Source organism: Sanguibacter sp. A247, assembly GCF_052324925.1.
In the GTDB taxonomy this organism is placed as follows: Bacteria; Actinomycetota; Actinomycetes; order Actinomycetales; family Cellulomonadaceae; genus Flavimobilis.
This window is the reverse complement of record NZ_JBQPRE010000001.1, coordinates 656,959-672,021: the sequence shown is the minus strand read 5'-3', so window position 1 is coordinate 672,021 and position 15,063 is coordinate 656,959. Positions and strand designations below refer to the sequence as shown.

Genomic DNA, 15,063 nt, shown 5'->3' with positions numbered 1-15,063 from the left:
TCCTCCTGCCCCGCCGAGCGACGGGAGTCGTGACACCGCGACGCGGTGCGGTCCAGGGCGACCGCGCGGTCGCCCTCGGCACTCTAGCGCGGATCACGCTAGTGCGTTGTCCACGACCGGCCGGATCCGCGATGGATCGGGCACATGCCAGGACGCAGACGAGGCCGGGGGTGCTTGCGCACCTCCCGGCCTCGTCCGTGGTTCTCAGGCCTCGGTCACCGTGCCACCCGCAGCCAGGATCTTCTCCTTGGCTGAGGCAGAGACGGCGTCGACCGCGACGTTGAGCTTGACCGTGAGCTCGCCGGTGCCGAGCACCTTGACGAGCTGCCCCTTGCGGACCGCGCCCTTGGCGACGAGGTCCTCGACGGTGACAACGCCACCGTCAGGGAACAGGGCGTCGAGCTTGTCCAGGTTGACAACCTGGTACTCGACACGGAACGGGTTCTTGAACCCGCGCAGCTTCGGCAGACGCATGTGGAGGGGCATCTGCCCACCCTCGAAGCGCTCCGGAACCTGGTAGCGAGCCTTCGTTCCCTTGGTACCGCGGCCTGCGGTCTTACCCTTGGATGCCTCACCACGACCCACGCGGGTCTTGGCGGTCTTGGCACCCGGGGCGGGACGCAGGTGGTGGACCTTGAGAGCCGCGCCGAGCACGGTCTCCTCGGTCTTCTTGGCCTCAGCCATGATCAGTCGACCTCCTCGACGGTGACGAGGTGCGCCACCGTTGCGACCATGCCGCGGATCTCCGGGCGGTCCTCCTTCACGGCGGTGTCGCCGATCCGCTTGAGGCCCAGGGTACGCAGCGTGTCACGCTGGTTCTGCTTGCCGCCGATGGCGGACTTCTTCTGGGTCACCTTGAGTCGAGCCATCATGCACCAACCTCAGCAGCCTGGGCCGCCCGACCGGCAGCCTGTGCACGAAGCAGCGACGCCGGGGCGACGTGCTCGAGCGGCAGACCACGACGCGCCGCAACAGCCTCAGGCTGCTCGAGCGCGCGCAGGCCGGCCACGGTCGCGTGCACGATGTTGATCGCGTTGGAGGACCCGAGCGACTTCGAGAGCACGTCGTGAATACCCGCGCACTCGAGGACCGCGCGCACCGGTCCACCGGCGATGACGCCGGTACCCGGGGCGGCGGGGCGCAGGAACACCACGCCGGCCGCAGCCTCGCCCGTCACCGCGTGAGGGATCGTGCCCTGGATGCGGGGAACCGCGAAGAAGTTCTTCTTCGCTTCCTCGACACCCTTGGCGATCGCCGCGGGGACCTCCTTGGCCTTGCCGTAGCCGACGCCGACCGTGCCGTTGCCGTCACCGACGACCACGAGGGCGGTGAAGCTGAAGCGACGACCACCCTTCACGACCTTCGAGACGCGGTTGATGGTGACGACGCGCTCGACGAAGGCGCTCTTCTCGGCCGCGTCGCCGCGGCGGTCGTTGCGACGACCATCGCGGTCGCCACGACGGCGATCGCTCTGCTCGTTGCTGGCGCCGCCCGCAGGGGCGCCCGTGTTGCGCTGCCCAGCAGCCATCAGATCGTCCTCTTCTTCTCGGAGTGGGTGCGCGCCGTCACAGGGACAGACCGCCTTCACGGGCGCCATCGGCGACCGCTGCGACCCGACCGTGGTACTTGTTGCCGCCGCGGTCAAAGACCACGACGTCGACGCCGGCCGCCTTGGCACGCTCGGCGACAAGCTCGCCAACCTTGCGCGCCTTGGCCGACTTGTCGCCGGCGAATGCGCGCACGTCGACTTCGAGAGTCGACGCGGACGCGAGCGTCTTGCCGACAGCGTCGTCCACGACCTGCGCCGTCATGTGGCGCGCAGAACGCGTCACGACGAGGCGGGGGCGAGCAGCAGTGCCCGAGATCTTCTTGCGAAGGCGGAGGTGGCGACGCTTGCGCGACACCGCCGTGCCCTTGCCCAGAATCTTGATCGCCATGGTCACTTACCAGCCTTTCCGGCCTTGCGGCGGACGTTCTCGCCCGCGTAGCGCACACCCTTGCCCTTGTACGGCTCAGGCTTGCGGATCTTGCGGATGTTCGCCGCAACTTCGCCGACCTGCTGCTTCGAGATACCCGAGACCGAGAACTTGGTCGGGCTCTCCACTGCGAAGGCGATGCCCTCGGGCGCCGAGATGACGACCGGGTGGCTGAAGCCGAGCGCGAACTCGAGGTCCGTGCCCTTGGCCGCGACGCGGTAACCCGTGCCGACGATCTCGAGCTTCTTCTCGTAGCCCTCGGTGACACCGACGACAACGTTGGCGATGAGCGTGCGCGTCAGGCCGTGCAGAGCACGCGCGTCACGGTCGTCGCTACGACGCGAGACGGTGATAGCGCCGTCCTCGTCGCGAGCGACCTCGATCTGAGCGGGAACGACGTGCTCAAGTGTGCCCTTCGGGCCCTTGACGGTCACGAGCGCACCGCTGATGGTGACGTCCACTCCGGCCGGGACCGGGACGGGGATCTTACCGATGCGAGACATGGTTTTCTCTCCTTTCCCGATTACCAGACGTAGGCGAGGACTTCCCCACCCACGCCCTTCTCTGCGGCCTGCTTGTCCGTGAGGAGGCCAGACGACGTGGAGAGGATCGCCACGCCGAGACCGCCAAGGACCTTGGGCAAGTTGGTGGACTTCGAGTACACGCGGAGACCGGGCTTGGAAACCCGGCGCACGCCCGAGAGGGCGCGCTCGCGCGACACGCTGTACTTCAGCTCGATCGTCAGGGTCTGGCCAACCGTGGCCGCCTCGACGTTCCAGCCCGAGATGTAGCCCTCACGCTTGAGGATCTCGGCAATGTTCGACTTCAGCTTCGAGTACGGCATGGAGACCGTGTCGTGCTGAGCCCGGTTTGCGTTACGCAGACGCGTCAGCATGTCTGCGATGGGGTCAGTCATCGTCATTGGGCTTGAGCCCTTCCTCGCCGGGGTATCCGTGCCGTCGTCCTGAGACTCGGGCGCGGACCTGCGACGTAGTTGTTACCAGCTGCTCTTCGTGACGCCCGGGAGCTCGCCACGGTGGGCCATCTCACGAACGCACACGCGGCAAAGACCGAACTTGCGGTACACCGAGCGCGGGCGACCGCACTTCTGGCACCGGGTGTAGGCGCGGACACCGAACTTGGGCTTGGCGGCCGCCTTGTTGATGAGGGCCTTCTTAGCCATGTCAGTTCTCCTTGAACGGGAAGCCGAGCTGACGGAGGAGCGCACGGCCCTCGTCGTCGGTCTTCGCGGTCGTCACGACAGTGATGTCCATGCCGCGCACGCGGTCGATCGAGTCAGGGTCGATTTCGTAGAACATCGACTGCTCGTTCAGGCCGAACGTGTAGTTGCCGTTGCCGTCGAACTGCTTCGGCGACAGGCCACGGAAGTCACGGATACGCGGGAGCGAGATCGACAGCAGTCGATCGGTGAACTCCCACATACGGTCACCGCGGAGCGTGGTGTGCGCACCGATGGGCATGCCTTCGCGGAGCTTGAACTGCGCGATGGACTTGCGAGCCTTCGTCACCTGGGGCTTCTGGCCCGTGATGAGCGTGAGGTCGCGGATGGCACCCTCGATGAGCTTCGAGTCCTTGGCAGCGTCGCCGACACCCATGTTGACCACAACCTTGGTCAGACGGGGGACCTCGTTGACGTTGCCGTAAGAGAACTGCTCCTGCAGCGCAGGAACGATCTCGGCGGCGTAGCGCGCCTTGAGGCGCGGCTTCGTAGTGGTCTCGGTGCTCATCAGATGTCCTTCTCAGCGTCGCCGTTACCGCGGGTCACGCGGACGCGGACGGTCTTGTCGCGACCGTCACGCTCGACCTGCTCCGTACGGGTACCGAGACGCTTGCCACGCTTGGCTTCGGCGTCGTAGTACTGCACGTTGGAGATGTGGATCGGGGCTTCGACGCGCTCGATACCGCCAGTCGACGCACCGCGCTGGGACTGGCCAGCCTTGGTGTGCTTCGTGACGACGCCGACGCCCTCGACGATGACGCGGTCGGAGTCCTTGAGGACTTCGAGGACGCGACCCGTGAGGCCCTTGTCCTTGCCGGCGATGACGACGACCTGGTCGCCCTTCTTGATCTGAGCCATGTCAGATCACCTCCGGTGCGAGCGAGATGATCTTCATGAAGCGCTTGTCGCGCAGCTCACGGCCGACGGGGCCGAAGATGCGCGTGCCGCGCGGCTCACCGTCGTTCTTGAGGATCACGGCCGCGTTCTCGTCGAACTTGATGTAGGAACCGTCAGCGCGGCGGCGCTCCTTGACGGTGCGGACGATGACGGCCTTGACCACATCGCCCTTCTTGACGTTGCCGCCAGGGATCGCGTCCTTGACGGTTGCGACGATAGTGTCGCCGATTCCGGCGTAGCGACGGCCCGAACCGCCGAGAACACGGATGCAGAGGATTTCCTTGGCACCCGTGTTGTCGGCGACACGAAGTCGCGACTCCTGCTGGATCATGTACTGAACTCCTGTCGTCGAGCTGGTTCTCGCTGAGCGAGCCTTGCCGAACGGATACTTTCCAATGCTGCGGCGAAGCGGAGTCTACCCCGTTGAGGAGGCATCCCCCGCCTCGCCGTCAGTCGTGTTACTTGGCCTTCTCCACGATCTCGACCAGACGCCACCTCTTCGAGGCGGACACGGGACGAGTCTCCATGATGACGACCAGGTCGCCAATGCCCGCCGAGTTCTGCTCGTCGTGGGCCTTGACCTTGCTCGTACGGCGGATGACCTTGCCGTACAGCGGGTGCTTGACGCGGTCCTCGACCTCGACAACGACCGTCTTGTCCATCTTGTCGGACACGACGTAGCCGCGGCGGACCTTGCGCTGGTTGCGCGCGTCGGTGGTGTTCTCGCTCATCTCAGCCTTCACTCACTCACGCTCGGGGCGGTACGGATGCCGAGTTCACGCTCGCGAAGGATCGTGTAGATCCGAGCGATGTCACGGCGGACCGCCTTGAGGCGGCCGTGGGACTCGAGCTGTCCGGTTGCGGACTGGAATCGGAGGTTGAACAGCTCCTGCTTCGCCTTGTCCAGCTCGGCGACGAGCGCGTCGTCATCCATCGCGTCCAGCTCGGTCGTGGCCAGGTCCTTGCTACCGATAGCCATCAGTTGATACCACCCTCGCGCGCCACGAAACGGCACTTCATCGGGAGCTTGTGCATCGCACGGCGCATGGCTTCGCGAGCCAGCTCCTCATCGACGCCGGCCAGCTCGAAAACGATACGGCCGGGCTTGACGTTGGCGACCCACCACTCGGGCGAACCCTTACCGGAACCCATGCGGGTCTCGGCGGGCTTCTTCGTCAGCGGGCGGTCGGGGTAGATGTTGATCCACACCTTTCCACCACGCTTGATGTGACGCGTCATCGCGATACGAGCGGACTCGATCTGACGGTTGGTCACGTAGGCGGGCTCCAGAGCCTGGATGCCGTACTCGCCGAACGCGATCTGGGTACCGCCCTTAGCAGCACCCGAGCGGCTCGGGTGGTGCTGCTTGCGGTGCTTGAGCCTGCGCGGAATCAGCATGCTCAGGCCTCCGTTCCGGACTCAGCGGCCGCGGGAGCCTCCTGGGAGGGGGCCTCGGCCGAGGCGGGGGCGTCGGCGACAGCCGGACGCTCCTGACGACGACCACCACGGGCGGGACGCTCGCCGCGGCCACCACGGCCACGCGGGGCCTGGGAGGCCTGCTCGCGAGCGAACTCCTTCTCCGTCATGTCGCCCTTGTAGATCCACACCTTCACGCCGATGCGGCCGAAGGTGGTGCGGGCCTCGAAGAAGCCGTAGTCGATGTTCGCGCGCAGGGTGTGCAGTGGCACACGGCCTTCGCGGTAGAACTCCGAACGGCTCATCTCGGCGCCGCCGAGACGACCGGAGCACTGGACACGGATGCCCTTGGCCCCGGCGCGCTGAGCGGACTGCATGCCCTTGCGCATCGCACGACGGAAGGAGACGCGGGAAGCGAGCTGCTCCGCGATGCCCTGAGCGACGAGCTGAGCGTCGATCTCGGCGTTCTTCACCTCGAGGATGTTGAGCTGGACCTGCTTGCCCGTGAGCTTCTCGAGCTCGCCGCGGATGCGGTCGGCCTCGGCGCCACGGCGACCGATGACGATGCCCGGGCGTGCCGTGTGGATGTCCACGCGGACACGGTCGCGAGTGCGCTCGATCTCAACCTTGGAGATACCCGCGCGCTCGAGTCCTTCGGACATGAGCTTGCGGATCTGGACGTCCTCACGGACGTAGTCGCGGTACCGCTGACCGGGCTTCGTCGAGTCAGCAAACCAGCGCGACCGGTGGTCGGTGGTAATGCCGAGACGGTACCCCAGCGGGTGAATCTTCTGTCCCACTAGCGGGCACTTCCCTTCAGGTCACGCGGCTCGACGACCACGGTGATGTGGCTCGTCCGCTTGAGGATGCGGCCGGCGCGTCCCTGTGCACGAGGGCGGAAACGCTTGAGCGTCGGGCCCTCGTCCACGAGAAGCTGCGTCACAACGAGCGACTCACGAATGAGGCCCTGGTTGTTGACCGCGTTGGCGACTGCGGACTCGACGACCTTGAGGACGTCGTCAGCGGCCGACTGCGGGGCGTAGGTCAGCGTGAGCACTGCGTCGGACACGGCCTGGCCGCGAACGAGGTCAGCAACACGACGAACCTTCTGGGGGGTAGCGCGGACGAACCGAGCGATCGCAAAGTCTCCTGCGGCATCGCCGAGCAGGTTGTCGCGCCGCGTGCGCTTGTTAGCGACTGCGCTCATCGCCTTCTCCCCTTCTTGTCATCCTTCACGTGCCCCTTGAAGGTGCGCGTGGGGGCGAACTCGCCCAGCTTGTGGCCGACCATCGACTCGGTGACGAACACCGGGACGTGCTTGCGACCGTCGTGAACCGCGAAGGTGTGGCCGAGGAAATCGGGCGTCACGACCGAGCGGCGGGACCACGTCTTGATGACGTTCTTGGACCCTGCTTCGTTCTGGGCGTTGACCTTCTTCTGAAGGTGTCCGTCGACGAAAGGACCCTTCTTCAGGCTGCGTGGCATCTGTCAGGCTCCTATCAGCGCTTCTTGCCAGTACGGCGGCGACGCACGATCAGCTTGTCGCTCGCCTTGTTGGGACGACGGGTGCGACCCTCCGGCTTGCCCCAAGGGCTGACCGGGTGACGACCACCGGACGTACGACCCTCACCACCACCGTGCGGGTGGTCGATCGGGTTCATGACGACACCACGGACGGTCGGGCGAACGCCCTTCCACCGCATGCGGCCGGCCTTGCCCCAGTTGATGTTCGACTGCTCGGCGTTGCCCACCTCGCCGACGGTCGCGCGGCAGCGCGCGTCGACGTTGCGGATCTCACCGGAGGGCATACGCAGCTGCGCGTAGGGGCCGTCCTTGGCGACGAGCTGCACCGACGTGCCGGCCGAACGCGCGATCTTGGCGCCGCCACCGGGGCGGAGCTCGATCGCGTGAATGACCGTACCGGTCGGGATGTTGCGCAGCGGCAGGTTGTTGCCGGGCTTGATGTCAGCCGACGGACCGGCCTCAACGACATCACCCTGCGACAGCTTGTTCGGCGCAATGATGTAGCGCTTCTCGCCGTCCGCGTAGTGAAGGAGCGCAATGCGCGCGGTGCGGTTGGGGTCGTACTCGATGTGAGCGACCTTGGCCGGCACGCCGTCCTTGTCGTGGCGACGGAAGTCGATGACGCGGTAGGCACGCTTGTGGCCACCGCCCTTGTGACGCGTCGTGATGCGACCGGTGTTGTTCCGGCCGCCGGTCTTCGTCAGCGGGCGAACCAGCGACTTCTCCGGCTCCGATCGCGTGATCTCGACGAAGTCCGCGACGCTCGCGCCACGACGACCAGGCGTCGTCGGCTTGTACTTACGGATTCCCATGGGAACTTGTCCTCAATCTGCTGTTCGACCGGCGTCAGCCGACCGGGCCGCCGAAGATGTCGATCGAGCCCTCGCGGAGGGTGACGATCGCGCGCTTCGTGTCCTTGCGCTTACCGATGCCGAAACGGGTCCGACGCGACTTCCCCTTGCGGTTGATCGTGTTGACCGACTCGACCTTGACGCCGAAGACCTTCTCAATGGCGATCTTGATCTCGGCACGGTTGGCGTCGGGGGCCACGACGAAGGTGTACTTACCCTCGTCGAGGAGCCCGTAGCTCTTCTCGGAGACGACCGGCGCGATCAGAATGTCGCGCGGGTTCTTCTGCAGAGCGCTCACTTGGCGTCCTCCTCGGCGATCTCGGCGGACGAGGCCACAGCCGTGGCGGTACGTCCGGTGGTCGGACCGGCCAGGAACGCCTCGAGAGCGCCCTTCGTGAAGACGATGTCGTCCGAGATCAGCACGTCGTAGGTGTTGAGCTGGTCAGCGACCAGCAGGTGCACCTGCGAGGCGTTGCGGAGCGACTTCACCGTGAGGTCGTCGCCGCGCTCGAGCACGACGAGGACGTTCTTACGCTCGGAGAGGCCCGAGAGGACCTGGAGCGCAGCCTTCGTCGACGGCGCGCCGTCGATGTCGAAGCCGGTGACGACGTGGACGCGACCATGACGGGCGCGGTCCGAGAGGGCACCGCGGAGCGCAGCAGCCTTCATCTTCTTGGGGGTGCGCTGCGTGTAGTCACGCGGCGTCGGGCCGTGGACGACTCCACCGCCGGCGAACTGCGGCGCGCGGGTCGATCCCTGGCGGGCACGACCGGTGCCCTTCTGCTTGTACGGCTTGCGCCCACCACCGGAGACCTCAGCACGGGTCTTCGTGTCGGCGGTGCCCTGGCGCGCAGCAGCGCGCTGGGCAACGACAACCTGGTGGATGAGCGGAACGTTCGTCTGGACGTCGAACACCTCGGCGGGAAGCTCGGCGGTGCCGGCCTTCTTGCCCTTGGCGTCGATGACGTCGACGGTCAGCGTGTCAGCCATGATTGCGGTCACGCTCCCTTCACGGCGCTACGCACGAGGACGACGCCGCCCTTGGGGCCGGGAACCGCGCCCTTGACGAGCAGCAGACCCTTCTCTGCGTCGACCGCGAACACGGTCAGGTTCTGGGTGGTCTGGCGCTCGTTACCCATGCGGCCAGCCATACGCATGCCCTTGAACACGCGCGACGGCGTCGAAGCGCCACCGATCGAGCCAGGCTTGCGGTGGTTGCGGTGGGCACCGTGCGAAGCACCGACGCCGGAGAAGCCGTGGCGCTTCATGACACCCGCGAAGCCCTTGCCCTTGGTCGTACCGACGACGTCGACCATCGCGCCGGCCTCGAAGGCCTCCGCGTTGATCTCCTGGCCGAGCGCGAACTCAGCGGCGTCGGACGTCCGGACCTCAACGAGGTGACGGCGCGGCGTGACGCCGGCCTTCTCGAAGTGGCCCTTGAGGGGCATGCTGACCTTGCGAGGGTCGATCTGGCCCGTGGCGAGCTGGACGGCCGTGTAGCCGTCCGTCTCGAGCGAGCGGATCTGCGTCACGACGTTGGCACCGACGCGCACGACGGTCACCGGCACAACGCGGCCGGTCTCGTCCCACGCCTGCGTCATGCCGATCTTCGTGCCGAGCACCGCCGTCACGGGGCGGTCGTTCTGAGCGGTCATGTTGTCTCTCCTCCCGCTCAGAGCTTGATCTCGATGTTCACGTCCGCAGGCAGGTCGAGACGCATAAGCGAGTCGACGGCCTTCGGCGTGGGATCGATGATGTCGATGAGCCGCTTGTGCGTGCGCATCTCAAAGTGCTCGCGGCTGTCCTTGTACTTGTGAGGCGACCGGATGACGCAGAAAACGTTCTTCTCCGTCGGCAGCGGCACCGGACCCACGACCGTCGCACCAGCGCGGACCACCGTGTCGACGATCTTGCGCGCCGAGCTGTCGATGACCTCGTGGTCGTAGGACTTGAGCCGGATGCGGATCTTCTGTCCCGCCATGGCGTCGTCTGACTCTCTCTCTAGAACTGCAGGATATCCGGCCCACGCGCTCGGGCGTGTCGCTTAGTGCGGCACACTCGGTCACGCTCACCCCGAAGGGATTGGGCCGTAGGGGTGTGTCGATCCGATTCTCGCCAGGCGATCACCGCAACGTCACAACGTTCGGCAGCCTGTCAGGCGCTCACCATGAGGGGCATTCGATCTGTGCGCACAGAGAGTCCACCTCACGGGATAGTCCCGCGGATCAACACACTGTTCGACACTTGAATGAGCGCGCCCGTGACAGGCAACTTGACCATCCTGCCATGAGAACCCACCTGCGCACAAACCCTGGTCGGCGTGACCTGCATCCCATCGTCGCGACCCGCGACGATCGAGGATGCCCCTCCCCCGTGCACGCGCATCTGGGGAACGCAGCAAGGCCCGGCTCCCGCGAACGGGAACCGGGCCTTGCAGAGGTTGCAGCTCAGGCGAGCCACGGACCGTTGCTCAGTGGATCACTTGAGGATCTTCGTGACCTGGCCCGAGCCGACCGTGCGACCACCCTCACGGATGGCGAAGCCGAGGCCCTCGTCCATCGCGATGGGCTGGATCAGCGTGACCGTCATCTCGGTGTTGTCACCAGGCATGACCATCTCGGTGCCCTCAGGCAGCGTGATGACGCCCGTGACGTCCGTGGTGCGGAAGTAGAACTGCGGACGGTAGTTCGAGTAGAACGGGTTGTGACGTCCACCCTCATCCTTGGCGAGGATGTAGACACGCGCCTCGAACTCCGTGTGCGGCGTGATCGAGCCAGGCTTGACGACAACCTGGCCACGCTCGACGTCCTCGCGCTTGATGCCACGAAGGAGAAGACCGGTGTTGTCGCCGGCCTGCGCCTGGTCCATCTGCTTGTGGAACGTCTCGATACCGGTCACCGTGGTCTTCTGGACGGCACGGATACCGACGATCTCAACCTCAGAGTTGACGTCGAGCGCGCCGCGGTCGACCTTGCCGGTGACGACGGTGCCACGACCGGTGATCGTGAAGACGTCCTCGATCGGCATGAGGAACGGCATGTCGAGGTCGCGAACCGGGTCCGGAACGCTCTCGTCGACAGCTTCCATGAGCTCGATGATCTTCGCAGCCCACTCCGGGTCGCCCTCGAGCGCCTTGAGGCCCGAGACGCGGACGACGGGAGCGTCGTCGCCGGGGAAGCCCTGCGACGAAAGAAGCTCACGGACCTCCATCTCGACGAGCTCGAGGATTTCCTCGTCGTCGACCATGTCGGACTTGTTGAGCGCGACGAGGAGGTAGGGAACACCAACCTGGCGCGCGAGCAGGACGTGCTCACGCGTCTGGGCCATCGGGCCGTCGGTGGCGGCGACGACGAGAATCGCACCGTCCATCTGGGCCGCGCCGGTGATCATGTTCTTGATGTAGTCGGCGTGCCCGGGCGCGTCAACGTGCGCGTAGTGGCGCTTCGGCGTCTCGTACTCGATGTGCGAGATGTTGATCGTGATGCCGCGCTGCTTCTCTTCGGGAGCCTTGTCGATCTCGTCGAAGTTGCGCTGGGTGTTTGCCGTGAGGTCGGGGTACGTGTCCGCGAGCGTCTTCGAGATCGCAGCAGTCAGCGTCGTCTTACCGTGGTCGACGTGACCAATGGTGCCGATGTTGACGTGCGGCTTGGTCCGCTCGAACTTGGCCTTCGCCACTGGGGTCCTCCTGGGACTTGGGTAGTCGTGCCGAACGATGCAAATCCTCACCCCAGAGGGGTGAGCACTTGCCGGGCGTGCGGGTCGCTACAGGTTGATTGGTTGGAACTTGCTGGTCGACCTGTGGGGACTCACTCGCCCCGGGTCTTCTTGATGATCTCTTCGGCAACGTTCCGAGGAACCTCGGAGTAGCTGTCGAACTGCATCGAGTACACGGCGCGACCCTGCGTCTTGGAACGCAGGTCACCGATGTACCCGAACATCTCGGAGAGCGGCACCTGGGCGCGCACCACCTTGACGCCAGTAGCGTCCTCCATGGACTGGATCATGCCACGGCGAGAGTTGATGTCACCGATGACATCGCCCATGTACTCCTCAGGAGTACGAACCTCAACGGCCATGACGGGCTCAAGGATGACGGGGTCCGCCTTGCGGATACCCTCCTTGAGAACCATCGAGCCGGCGATCTTGAAGGCCATCTCAGAAGAGTCGACCTCGTGGTAGGCACCGTCGATGAGGGTTGCCTTGACACCGACGAGCGGGAAGCCCGCGAGAACACCGAGCTGCATAGCCGACTGGATGCCGGCGTCGACGGACGGGATGTACTCACGCGGGATGCGACCACCGGTGACGGCGTTGACGAACTCGTAGAGCGCGCCGTCCGTCGTCTCGAGCGGCTCGAAGGTCACCTGGACCTTGGCGAACTGACCCGAACCACCGGTCTGCTTCTTGTGCGTGTAGTCGACCTTCTCCGCCTTACGACGGATGGTCTCGCGGTACGCGACCTGCGGCTTGCCGACGTTGGCCTCGACCTTGAACTCACGACGCATGCGGTCGACGAGGATGTCAAGGTGGAGCTCACCCATACCGCCGATGACGGTCTGGCCGGTCTCTTCGTCCAGCTTGACGCGGAACGTCGGGTCCTCTTCGGCAAGCTTCTGGATCGCGATGCCGAGCTTCTCCTGGTCAGCCTTCGTCTTCGGCTCGATGGCCACGTCGATGACGGGCTCAGGGAACGTCATGGACTCGAGCACGACCGGGTTCGCCGGGTCGCTCAGGGTGTCACCCGTGGTGACGTCCTTGAGGCCGATGAACGCGTAGATGTGACCCGCGCTCGCCGAATCGACCGGGTTCTCCTTGTTGGAGTGCATCTGGAAGAGCTTGCCGACGCGCTCCTTCTTGCCCTTGGTCGCGTTGAGGATCTGCGCGCCCTGGTCGACCTTGCCCGAGTACACCCGGACGTAGGTGAGCTTGCCGAAGAACGGGTGCGTCGCAACCTTGAACGCGAGAGCCGCGAACGGCTCCGTCGCGTCCGGGTGACGCTCGATCTTGATCTCTTCGTCCTTGGGGCTCGAGCCCTCGATGGCGGGGACGTCGAGCGGCGACGGGAGGTAGTCGATGACGGCGTCGAGCATCGGCTGGACGCCCTTGTTCTTGAACGCCGAACCACAGAGAACCGGGAAGGCCTCGCCCGCGATGACGAGCTTGCGGATACCGGACTTGATCTCCGGGATCGTCAGCTCTTCGCCACCGAGGTATTTCTCGAGGAGAGCCTCGTCGGCCTCCGCGATGTCCTCGATGAGCTGCGCACGGTACTCCTCGGCCTTCTCCTGAAGGTCCGCGGGGATCTCCTCGACGTCGTAGTGCTCGCCGAGCTTGGTCTCGCCGCGCCAGACCATGGCCTTCATCTCAAGAAGGTCGACCATGCCGATGAAGTCGTTCTCAGCACCGATCGGCAGCTGGATGACGAGCGGCTTGGCCTTGAGGCGGTCGACGATCGTCTTCACCGTGAAGTAGAAGTCCGCGCCAAGCTTGTCCATCTTGTTGACGAAGCAGATGCGCGGGACGTTGTACTTGTCGGCCTGGCGCCAGACGGTCTCGGACTGGGGCTCAACGCCCTCCTTGCCGTCGAACACCGCGACCGCACCGTCGAGGACGCGCAGCGAGCGCTCAACCTCAACCGTGAAGTCAACGTGGCCGGGGGTGTCGATGATGTTGATCTGGTTGTCGTGCCAGTAGCACGTGGTCGCGGCCGACGTGATGGTGATGCCGCGCTCCTGCTCCTGCTCCATCCAGTCCATCGTCGAAGCACCGTCGTGCGTCTCACCGAGCTTGTAGTTGACACCCGTGTAGAACAGGATGCGCTCGGTGGTGGTCGTCTTGCCGGCATCGATGTGGGCCATGATGCCGATGTTGCGGACCTTGTTCAGGTCGGTCAGCACGTCAAGTGCCACGAGATTTCCCCTTAGTGGTGGGAGGACGACGTCGTACGGGCGCGAGCCCGCGTGCCGGAGGCGCCCCGGGATTCCCAGGGCGCCTCACGGTGATCACCAGCGGTAGTGCGCGAACGCCCTGTTGGACTCCGCCATCTTGTGCATGTCCTCGCGACGCTTGACCGCGGCACCGAGGCCGTTGGACGCGTCGAGGATCTCGTTCATCAGACGCTCGGTCATCGTCTTCTCGCGACGTGCACGCGAGAAGTCCGTGAGCCAGCGCAGAGCGAGCGTCGTGGCGCGCGTCGGGCGAACCTCGACGGGAACCTGGTACGTCGCACCACCAACACGGCGCGAGCGAACCTCGAGCGCCGGGCGGATGTTGTCGAGCGCACGCTTGAGAACGACGACGGGGTCGCCCTCGACCTTGCCGCGAACACCCTCGAGGGCGCCGTAGACGATGGCCTCAGCCGTCGTCTTCTTGCCGTCGAGAAGGACCTTGTTGATGAGCTGCGTGACGACGGGCGATCCGTAGACCGGGTCGACGATGATCGGCCGCTTCGGGGCCGGACCCTTACGAGGCATCAGGCCTTCTCCTTCTTCGCGCCGTAGCGGCTGCGCGCCTGCTTACGGTTCTTGACGCCCTGCGTGTCAAGCGCGCCACGGACGATCTTGTAGCGGACACCCGGGAGGTCCTTCACACGACCGCCGCGCACGAGCACGATCGAGTGCTCCTGGAGGTTGTGGCCCACACCGGGGATGTACGCGGTGACCTCGACCTGGCTCGAGAGGCGCACGCGGGCGACCTTTCGGAGCGCCGAGTTCGGCTTCTTGGGGGTGGTGGTGTACACACGCGTGCACACACCGCGCCGCTGCGGGGAGCCCTTGAGCGCGGGAGTCTTCGACTTCCCGGCCTTGGAGGTCCGCCCCTTGCGGACGAGCTGCTGGATCGTAGGCACTACGTCTCCGTTGTCTTCTCGAGCTGAGCGGGGCCTAGCCCCGCCGGGTGTGGTCTGTGTCGCGCCGCCAGCATCGGCGCACACCCGTCCCCAACTCCGTGGGGACGGAACGCCAACTACCACCGGCTCGATGGTCCGTCCGGCCGAGCCGCGAGGCTGGGCCGTCTGGATTACCTGCATACCCGTCGGGGACATCCGTGCGTCGCACGGCGTCGATCCCCCGGGAGGCATGCGTGGCACTCGGTGTCACGCCCACTTCGCAGGGCATCGCCTCCGCCGCGTCCCGCCGGGTGACCCGACCGTGCGCATGCG

25 protein-coding genes are annotated in these 15,063 nt (G+C 65.6%); all 25 read right to left on the bottom strand.

The genetic code is table 11. The features are described from left to right. Positions 1-204 precede the first annotated feature (204 nt). Positions 205-684, bottom strand: a complete 480-nt coding sequence (gene rplO, locus ACTVCO_RS03005; protein WP_443726891.1) for a 50S ribosomal protein L15 — start codon at positions 682-684, stop codon at positions 205-207. A 2-nt stretch (positions 685-686) separates the two neighbouring features. Next, complete coding sequence (gene rpmD, locus ACTVCO_RS03000) at positions 687-869, bottom strand: 50S ribosomal protein L30 (RefSeq protein WP_443727147.1); 183 nt, start codon at positions 867-869, stop codon at positions 687-689. Continuing rightward, a complete protein-coding gene (gene rpsE / locus ACTVCO_RS02995) occupies positions 869-1,528 on the bottom strand; it encodes a 30S ribosomal protein S5 (protein WP_443726890.1) in 660 nt (219 codons plus the stop codon). Before rpsE ends, rpmD begins: the two co-directional genes overlap by 1 nt. A gap of 37 nt (positions 1,529-1,565) precedes the next feature. After that, positions 1,566-1,937 (bottom strand): 50S ribosomal protein L18, encoded by a 372-nt coding sequence (gene rplR / locus ACTVCO_RS02990; RefSeq protein WP_443727145.1) that lies wholly within the window; start codon positions 1,935-1,937, stop codon positions 1,566-1,568. A 2-nt stretch (positions 1,938-1,939) separates the two neighbouring features. Beyond that, complete coding sequence (gene rplF, locus ACTVCO_RS02985; RefSeq protein ID WP_443726889.1) at positions 1,940-2,479, bottom strand: 50S ribosomal protein L6; 540 nt, start codon at positions 2,477-2,479, stop codon at positions 1,940-1,942. Between the two features lie 20 nt (positions 2,480-2,499). Then, positions 2,500-2,898, bottom strand: a complete 399-nt coding sequence (gene rpsH / locus ACTVCO_RS02980) for a 30S ribosomal protein S8 (protein ID WP_443726888.1) — start codon at positions 2,896-2,898, stop codon at positions 2,500-2,502. A gap of 75 nt (positions 2,899-2,973) precedes the next feature. Beyond that, positions 2,974-3,159: a type Z 30S ribosomal protein S14 gene (locus ACTVCO_RS02975; protein ID WP_102509344.1), complete on the bottom strand. Its 186-nt coding sequence runs from the start codon at positions 3,157-3,159 to the stop codon at positions 2,974-2,976. 1 nt (position 3,160) lies between these two features. Continuing rightward, positions 3,161-3,724 carry a 50S ribosomal protein L5 gene (rplE, locus tag ACTVCO_RS02970; RefSeq protein WP_443726887.1) on the bottom strand — a complete coding sequence of 188 codons (564 nt, stop codon included), beginning with the start codon at positions 3,722-3,724 and terminating at the stop codon, positions 3,161-3,163. Then, positions 3,724-4,074, bottom strand: a complete 351-nt coding sequence (rplX, locus tag ACTVCO_RS02965; RefSeq protein WP_443726886.1) for a 50S ribosomal protein L24 — start codon at positions 4,072-4,074, stop codon at positions 3,724-3,726. The genes rplE and rplX overlap by 1 nt, the downstream gene beginning before the upstream one ends. 1 nt (position 4,075) lies before the next feature. Next, positions 4,076-4,444 carry a 50S ribosomal protein L14 gene (rplN, locus tag ACTVCO_RS02960; RefSeq protein ID WP_166413096.1) on the bottom strand — a complete coding sequence of 123 codons (369 nt, stop codon included), beginning with the start codon at positions 4,442-4,444 and terminating at the stop codon, positions 4,076-4,078. A gap of 127 nt (positions 4,445-4,571) precedes the next feature. Continuing rightward, positions 4,572-4,844, bottom strand: a complete 273-nt coding sequence (rpsQ, locus tag ACTVCO_RS02955; RefSeq protein WP_443726885.1) for a 30S ribosomal protein S17 — start codon at positions 4,842-4,844, stop codon at positions 4,572-4,574. 8 nt (positions 4,845-4,852) lie between these two features. Then, positions 4,853-5,092, bottom strand: a complete 240-nt coding sequence (rpmC, locus tag ACTVCO_RS02950; protein WP_443726884.1) for a 50S ribosomal protein L29 — start codon at positions 5,090-5,092, stop codon at positions 4,853-4,855. Next, positions 5,092-5,511: a 50S ribosomal protein L16 gene (rplP, locus tag ACTVCO_RS02945; protein WP_443726883.1), complete on the bottom strand. Its 420-nt coding sequence runs from the start codon at positions 5,509-5,511 to the stop codon at positions 5,092-5,094. The genes rpmC and rplP overlap by 1 nt, the downstream gene beginning before the upstream one ends. A 2-nt stretch (positions 5,512-5,513) precedes the next feature. Then, positions 5,514-6,329 carry a 30S ribosomal protein S3 gene (gene rpsC / locus ACTVCO_RS02940; protein WP_443726882.1) on the bottom strand — a complete coding sequence of 272 codons (816 nt, stop codon included), beginning with the start codon at positions 6,327-6,329 and terminating at the stop codon, positions 5,514-5,516. Beyond that, positions 6,329-6,736 (bottom strand): 50S ribosomal protein L22, encoded by a 408-nt coding sequence (rplV, locus tag ACTVCO_RS02935; RefSeq protein ID WP_443726881.1) that lies wholly within the window; start codon positions 6,734-6,736, stop codon positions 6,329-6,331. Before rplV ends, rpsC begins: the two co-directional genes overlap by 1 nt. Beyond that, positions 6,733-7,014, bottom strand: coding sequence for a 30S ribosomal protein S19 (rpsS, locus tag ACTVCO_RS02930; RefSeq protein ID WP_443726880.1), 282 nt, complete (start codon positions 7,012-7,014; stop codon positions 6,733-6,735). The genes rplV and rpsS overlap by 4 nt, the downstream gene beginning before the upstream one ends. A 14-nt stretch (positions 7,015-7,028) precedes the next feature. Then, entirely contained in the window at positions 7,029-7,865 is an 837-nt protein-coding gene (gene rplB / locus ACTVCO_RS02925) for a 50S ribosomal protein L2 (protein WP_443726879.1), read from the bottom strand. Between the two features lie 34 nt (positions 7,866-7,899). Then, on the bottom strand, positions 7,900-8,202 hold the full coding sequence (rplW, locus tag ACTVCO_RS02920) for a 50S ribosomal protein L23 (RefSeq protein ID WP_102509354.1): 303 nt from the start codon (positions 8,200-8,202) through the stop codon (positions 7,900-7,902). Beyond that, the gene (rplD, locus tag ACTVCO_RS02915; protein ID WP_443727144.1) at positions 8,199-8,894 is read right to left on the bottom strand and encodes a 50S ribosomal protein L4; all 696 of its coding nucleotides are present in this window, start codon (positions 8,892-8,894) and stop codon (positions 8,199-8,201) included. Before rplD ends, rplW begins: the two co-directional genes overlap by 4 nt. 8 nt (positions 8,895-8,902) lie before the next feature. After that, the gene (gene rplC / locus ACTVCO_RS02910; RefSeq protein WP_443726878.1) at positions 8,903-9,559 is read right to left on the bottom strand and encodes a 50S ribosomal protein L3; all 657 of its coding nucleotides are present in this window, start codon (positions 9,557-9,559) and stop codon (positions 8,903-8,905) included. A 17-nt stretch (positions 9,560-9,576) separates the two neighbouring features. Then, positions 9,577-9,885 (bottom strand): 30S ribosomal protein S10, encoded by a 309-nt coding sequence (gene rpsJ, locus ACTVCO_RS02905; RefSeq protein ID WP_102509357.1) that lies wholly within the window; start codon positions 9,883-9,885, stop codon positions 9,577-9,579. A gap of 497 nt (positions 9,886-10,382) precedes the next feature. Further along, on the bottom strand, positions 10,383-11,579 hold the full coding sequence (gene tuf, locus ACTVCO_RS02900) for an elongation factor Tu (protein ID WP_443726877.1): 1,197 nt from the start codon (positions 11,577-11,579) through the stop codon (positions 10,383-10,385). A gap of 131 nt (positions 11,580-11,710) precedes the next feature. Then, entirely contained in the window at positions 11,711-13,813 is a 2,103-nt protein-coding gene (gene fusA, locus ACTVCO_RS02895) for an elongation factor G (protein WP_443726876.1), read from the bottom strand. 93 nt (positions 13,814-13,906) lie between these two features. After that, positions 13,907-14,377, bottom strand: a complete 471-nt coding sequence (rpsG, locus tag ACTVCO_RS02890) for a 30S ribosomal protein S7 (RefSeq protein ID WP_443726875.1) — start codon at positions 14,375-14,377, stop codon at positions 13,907-13,909. Continuing rightward, a complete protein-coding gene (rpsL, locus tag ACTVCO_RS02885) occupies positions 14,377-14,751 on the bottom strand; it encodes a 30S ribosomal protein S12 (protein WP_443726874.1) in 375 nt (124 codons plus the stop codon). Before rpsL ends, rpsG begins: the two co-directional genes overlap by 1 nt. Positions 14,752-15,063: the final 312 nt, after the last annotated feature.